The organism is Clostridium sp. UBA2485 (assembly GCF_002341865.1).
GTDB lineage: Bacteria > Bacillota > Clostridia > Clostridiales > Clostridiaceae > Clostridium_J.
In genome coordinates this window covers 1-6,085 of sequence record NZ_DDOV01000076.1, presented here as the reverse complement: position 1 = coordinate 6,085, position 6,085 = coordinate 1, and the positions used below count along the sequence as shown (strand labels likewise).

The window sequence follows — 6,085 nt, the reverse complement described above, 5'->3', positions numbered from 1 at the left end:
AGATTTACAGTCTGCCCCCTTTGGCCACTCGGGAACTCCTCCACGTTATAAAACTGACTATTTAAAGTAGAACTTAAACTTATTCACTACAAATTAGCTACTCTACTATCAATGAATGCCAGTATTTTCACAAGTTCTTCAGAAAAATTCCTGAGAACATTGACAAGGAATAGTATATAATTTTATAACTATTTTTTCAAGTTTTTTTTATACCGTTTTCAGTATTTATACTTTATTATCTCCATTTTTCTTATTTTTACTTCATATTTCGTATAGCTACAATTATTGTTTTAATTATATATGATTTATTTCAAAGCTAAAGATTCAATTAAATAATGTGCATCAAAATTCCTCAATACACGCTATTTGCTCATATTATGATTATTGCATATCTTATATATTAAATTAAAGTTTATTGCAACTCTTCTTTGTTTTTCATATTTAAAGCAACTGTTTTCATGTTTGTAAAGAATGAATCATTTTTAAAAAACTTTTCATATTTTTCACAAGCTTCTATGCAATGGTCATATTGATCAGTGGATAAATAAACTGTTATTAAATCTTTAATATGATGTAATTGTGGAGCTACAAATAATAAATCATCTAAAAAATTATCTGTTTTATAGTTTAATACTTTATTTGTAAATATAGAAAATAAAAGTATTCCCGATATCCAAACATACTTTGCTCCCATAGCTCTAAATTCACTAATATCCCATCCACTTAGATGTTGTTCTGCATCATTACCATAGCATTCATCTTGTTTATAAAAAATATATGGTGTTGATATTATAACACTATCCGATGTCTTAAAACATGCTTCTAATAGCTTTTTTCCATCTGATTTTTTCAAATGCTCTATAACATCTGCAAGTACTATTAAGTCATATTTAGGAAAATCCTTTTTATTTAAAATATTGATTGCATTACCAATATATATATTATCATAAATATAGCCATGTATTGGTGTGATATATTTCTCATATATTTCTATTCCATCTATTAATATATTCCAAGGTGCATATCCACCATCATTATTCTCTCTTAAATCTAAATATTCTCTAACTAAAAATCCTATCTTGCCAAATCCAACTCCTATTTCTAGTATAGATTTAGGTTCCAAACTATAAATTGCAGGAATTAAATTTGACACTGAAGCTAAATTACTAGAAGGCATATCACCAACTCCTAAAATATTTTAAATTCTTCTAGTTATAATATAGATTCCAAAAATAAAAATGTTACCTTGGCCTTAGAAAATACTAAAATGTATTTAAATTATTATCTTTAAGGAGTTTACTATATAAATTAATCAGCATTCTCTACAGTATCCATATCTATGAACTTTCTCGCTATTTTCTTAACTTCATAAAGCTCTTTTTCTGATAAATAATTTTCTAATACATCTAAGCTCTTTCTTACTCCTATTTTTTGATTTTTATATTGCAGATAATCGTTAATTTTATTCTGTTCCTCTTTTGGTATTTTATCACTTATTGTAAAAAGCTTCACTTTATCATTAATGGATAATGCTGTTTCAATCTCTTCTGGTGGAATTTTTATTACTGAATTTTTTTTCCTCTGCTCAATGTTATAAGAATCGAATTCTCCTTCTACTATTACTTCTGTATTCTCATCAACTTCATCTAAAAATAGTTTCGTATCTAAATTTCTGTCATTAAATTTGCTTTTATTATTATCTATTTGAATATTTTTTTCTAGTTTTTCTTCTTTTTCTAAATCTTTTTCTTTATGTAGCTCATTTTTTTCATGGATACTGAAAATTTGATCATTATTTATCATTATGTTGTCTCTATTAAATATATTTGATACTATCTCTTCGTCTCTTTTATCTGTAGCATAAAATTTAAAAATGCATATAGTAAATATAGTATAAAGAATAACTATAAAAGAATAAATCTTTCTTTTCATTACATCACATCCTTGTAGTTAAAATATCTTTTATAATTCTTTACCTAAAATTTAGCAAATATACATTTATTACGATGTAATCTTTAGCAATTCCAATAGCAATTAAAAACATATTTTAAATACTTATATTTTCAATTATTAGTTTTTCTTTTAATTGCTTTACTTTCCTATATATCTCTATATTTTTATAAAATTCAATAATTACTATATATTATTTAGCATATATATTTTATTAGGGCTATTGTATATAGTGTATAAAATTCTTTAATATTATTTAATTTATAAACTTATTAATTCCTCTTTGATAATTAGTAAATGTATTTATAAAATCCTAAGATAAATATTTAAGTTCTTTAAACAATATTAAATTTTAATATAGCTTTTTGATTAAATAGAATATTAATATACTTATTCCTATATTTTATACTTTTAATTTTTAATTAATTAAGAATACACATTATTCAAAATATAATTATAAATAATTAATTAGGAGGTGTAATAGGTGACTAGAGTGAAGACACATTATAACAGTCCCTTAGCCTATTATAATTTAGCAAATTTTATTAAAGACTACTTGGATGAAAATACTATTATTATTTGCATAGGAACTGATAGATGCATAGGGGACTCTTTAGGACCTTTAGTAGGAACTTTTTTAAAGGAGAAACAGTTCCCACTACCAGTTTATGGTACAATATCAGAACCTATTCATGCCTTAAATCTTGAAAGTAAACTATCTCAAATAAAAATCAAACATCCAGATGCAAAAATAATTGGTATAGATGCTTGCTTAGGTCCTTTTTCAAGTATAGGAGAAATACAAGTAAGAGATTTCCCCATCAATCCTGGAAAAGGTGTAGGAAAACAACTTCCTCAAGTAGGGGATATATCTATAATTGGAATTGTCGATTCTAGTGAGGATACTGAATTATTTACAAATAGAAATATAAGACTAAATCTAATAATGCAATTATCTAAAGTAGTAACTCGCGCACTAATACACTCTTATTATTTAGTTTTTAACGAAGAAATTTCAAAAGAATCCTAAAGAGTTCTCTCTAATTTTAGAGAGACTTTTTCATTTCAATCTACAGTGTCAAAATAAAGAATATAGTTGCTTTAATGTAGAGAATTGTAAAGTAAGATAGAGTTAGAAAGAAGAAATTTTAAAATTTTCTCATTTCACTAATTAAATAATATATACAATTTTCCTGTACGCAACTTTCTTATCCTTCCTTCTAAAGCATCCAGCTTTTAAGCAATAAGTTTTAGTAATATTGCCTTTGCTGAAGGACTTTTACGAATTAAAATGGTGAAGCTTTGCTGAGAAGGGTAAAATTAAAAGGACATACTTTAGAGTATGTCCTTTTAATAACTAACTTTTATATTAAATTAATAAAATGATAAATCTTCTCCGCTGAATGAATCATCCATTTTATCTATGAAGTCTAAAGCTTTACCAGTTCCTAGTGCAACACAGGAAACTGAATCTTCAGCTACATATACAGGAACTTTAGTATAATCTTGTATTAGCTTATCTAATCCATCTAGAAGTGCTCCACCACCAGTCATAACTATACCTTTTTCAGCTATATCAGCTGCAAGTTCAGGTGGAGTTTTTTCTAATACTGCATGAGTACATTCCGCTATAGCTGCTACTGCCTCTCCTAGAGCCTCTCTCATTTCTGTTGAATTAACAACTATATTTTTGGGAAGTCCTGTAATAAGGTCCCTTCCTCTTATTTCCATACTTATTTCTTCTTCTTTTTTATAGGCAGAACCTATATTAATTTTTAAATCTTCAGCAGTTCTTTCACCTATCATAAGTTTATGCTTCTTTCTTATATAACGAGTTATTGATTCATCAAAATTATCTCCCGCAACTTTGATTGATTCTCTAACAACCATTCCACCTAATGAAATAACTGCGATATCTGTGGTACCTCCACCAATATCAATTACCATATTTCCACTTGCCTTTGAAATATCAAGACCTGCACCTATCGCTGCAGCTAAAGGCTCTTCTATTAAATGAACTTTTTTTGCACCAGCATTTCTTGCTGCATCTTCAACTGCTCTTCTTTCAACTTCTGTAGCTTCACAAGGAACACAAATCACTACCCTTGGAGCTGATTTCTTATTTCCACAAGCCTTTCTTATAAAGTGTTCAAGCATTTTTTCTGTTACATCATAATCTGAAATTACTCCATCTCTTAGTGGTCTAATTGCCACTATATTTCCTGGAGTTCTTCCTATCATTTTTCTAGCTTCTTCTCCAACTGCTAAAACCTTATTTGCATTTTTGTTTATGGCAACTACTGAAGGCTCTTTTAAAATAACACCTTTTCCTTTAATATACACAAGCACTGTAGCGGTACCCAAATCTATACCCATGTCTGTCCCCATTCCGAAAAAAAACATCTTAAAATTCACTCCTGCTCTTTCGTATTTTAATATATACAGACTTATAATAAAAATCTTTTATATTCTCTTATTATAATACGAAATATTTTATCCTTCAATCGTTTTGTATTTCATCTTTGTGGCCTTACCGCCTCTTATGTGCCTTTCAGCTTTGTTTAAATCCAAAATATTTTTTGCCTCCTCAGCAATCTTTGGATTTATCTTGGGTAATCTTTCTGTCATATCCTTGTGTATAGTACTCTTACTTACCCCAAATACTACAGCTGTTTTTCTAATAGTAGCTTGAGATTCAATGATATATTTTGCAACCTCTAGTACTCTATCTTCGATGTAGTCTTTCAAAGTGTTACCTCCTTAACCCTTCTATATTTATAAATATGCTAAAAACTTGGTTTAAATTACTTTGTTATCAGTCATTTTCCGACATAATCGGAAAATGACTAATATTTAAGTTAGTTATGAACTAATATTTTTCACTTAAGATAAATGGTTAACTAAATAGTTATTTTTTATAACTAACAAATTTAGCTGGATCTACATTTTTACCATCTTTTAATACTTCAAAATGTAAATGTGGACCATATTCTTCATAAGCAAAGTTTGTTGTATTTCCTATTTTTCCTAATTCTTGAGAAGCTTTAACATTATCACCTTTTTTAACGTTTACTTTTTCTTCTAAGTTACAATACTTAGTAAGAACTCCATTTTGATGATCCACTTCTACATATGTTCCTTCTGTTGAAACATCTACGGTTTTAATAACTCCATCCATAGCCACCACAACAGATGCTCCTTTTTCAGTCTTAATGTCCATACCAAAGTGTGGTCTATAATCCTTAGTTGATGCCATATATACAGGATCTTCTGAATAAGCTCTTGCTAACGAACCTTTAACAGGATTTATAGCTTCACTATTAGCTTCTTTTGATACAGCCTTACTATCATTTTCCTTTTGAACTTGAATATTTGGTACAGGTTCTAATTCTTCTTTTTTAACCTGTAATGCATCATTAAAGTTCTTAGGATCTACTACTGCATCACCTTCAGCTTTTGCAGTTTCTTCTATTACAGGTGGATTAGTAGCAACATCTTTTCTATTTCCAGCTGTTATAACTGCTACTGTAGCCACAGCACATAAGCATACAAATAAGATTACGTAGAAGCCCTCCTTCTTCAAGAATTGTTTAAATTTAGATTTATTATCCATAAAAACACCTCCACTAATATTGTTGTCCTATATAAATAACTTCATTCAATTTGTATATGAAATTTTTTCCTTATTTTTCGACTAAATTTACTATTTAAATTAATTTATTAATATATATATTTGTATAAACATGTTTTTATAGATATATTTTTAATACAAATAAAAATATATTAAAAATAATAAGGTTTAATTGAAAATTAAACTATAATAATGAATACTTATATATTTTGTAAATATAAAAATAGTTAATTAATTTTATGTATAATAAAAGATATTTACTTATAAAAAAAAGAAAAGCGATTTTATCACTTTTCTTAAAAACTTTTTAAAAAAGTTAGTTCATTAATATTATATTTTCCTTAATTATTCATATTTAAAACATTGCAAATAAAATAATTGATTAAAAATGCGTAGGTATTTCTCAGTAAAAGCTGAAAAATTTAAAATTATTTATTTTTAAAGTTATGAATCACTTCTTATAAAGAACTAGTGAGATATTGCTAGTAAAAAATTAGTTTAAGA

6 protein-coding genes are annotated in these 6,085 nt (G+C 27.1%); 1 reads left to right on the top strand and 5 read right to left on the bottom strand.

From position 1 onward, the window contains the following. Window positions 1-412: 412 nt before the first annotated feature. Window positions 413-1,177 (bottom strand): hypothetical protein, encoded by a 765-nt coding sequence (locus tag B3603_RS15645; RefSeq protein WP_291566605.1) that lies wholly within the window; start codon window positions 1,175-1,177, stop codon window positions 413-415. A 131-nt stretch (window positions 1,178-1,308) separates the two neighbouring features. Then, window positions 1,309-1,932, bottom strand: a complete 624-nt coding sequence (locus tag B3603_RS15640) for a hypothetical protein (RefSeq protein ID WP_291566603.1) — start codon at window positions 1,930-1,932, stop codon at window positions 1,309-1,311. 502 nt (window positions 1,933-2,434) lie between these two features. Here B3603_RS15640 and yyaC point away from each other — a divergent pair. Continuing rightward, window positions 2,435-2,980, top strand: a complete 546-nt coding sequence (gene yyaC, locus B3603_RS15635) for a spore protease YyaC (protein ID WP_291566601.1) — start codon at window positions 2,435-2,437, stop codon at window positions 2,978-2,980. A 344-nt stretch (window positions 2,981-3,324) separates the two neighbouring features. Here yyaC and B3603_RS15630 read toward each other — a convergent pair whose 3' ends face one another. The 3 genes from B3603_RS15630 to B3603_RS15620 form a co-directional block, all read right to left on the bottom strand. Further along, complete coding sequence (locus B3603_RS15630) at window positions 3,325-4,353, bottom strand: rod shape-determining protein (protein WP_039635249.1); 1,029 nt, start codon at window positions 4,351-4,353, stop codon at window positions 3,325-3,327. 90 nt (window positions 4,354-4,443) lie between these two features. Beyond that, window positions 4,444-4,698: a sporulation transcriptional regulator SpoIIID gene (gene spoIIID / locus B3603_RS15625; protein ID WP_039635247.1), complete on the bottom strand. Its 255-nt coding sequence runs from the start codon at window positions 4,696-4,698 to the stop codon at window positions 4,444-4,446. Between the two features lie 160 nt (window positions 4,699-4,858). After that, the gene (locus tag B3603_RS15620) at window positions 4,859-5,563 is read right to left on the bottom strand and encodes a M23 family metallopeptidase (RefSeq protein ID WP_291566599.1); all 705 of its coding nucleotides are present in this window, start codon (window positions 5,561-5,563) and stop codon (window positions 4,859-4,861) included. Window positions 5,564-6,085 lie beyond the last annotated feature (522 nt).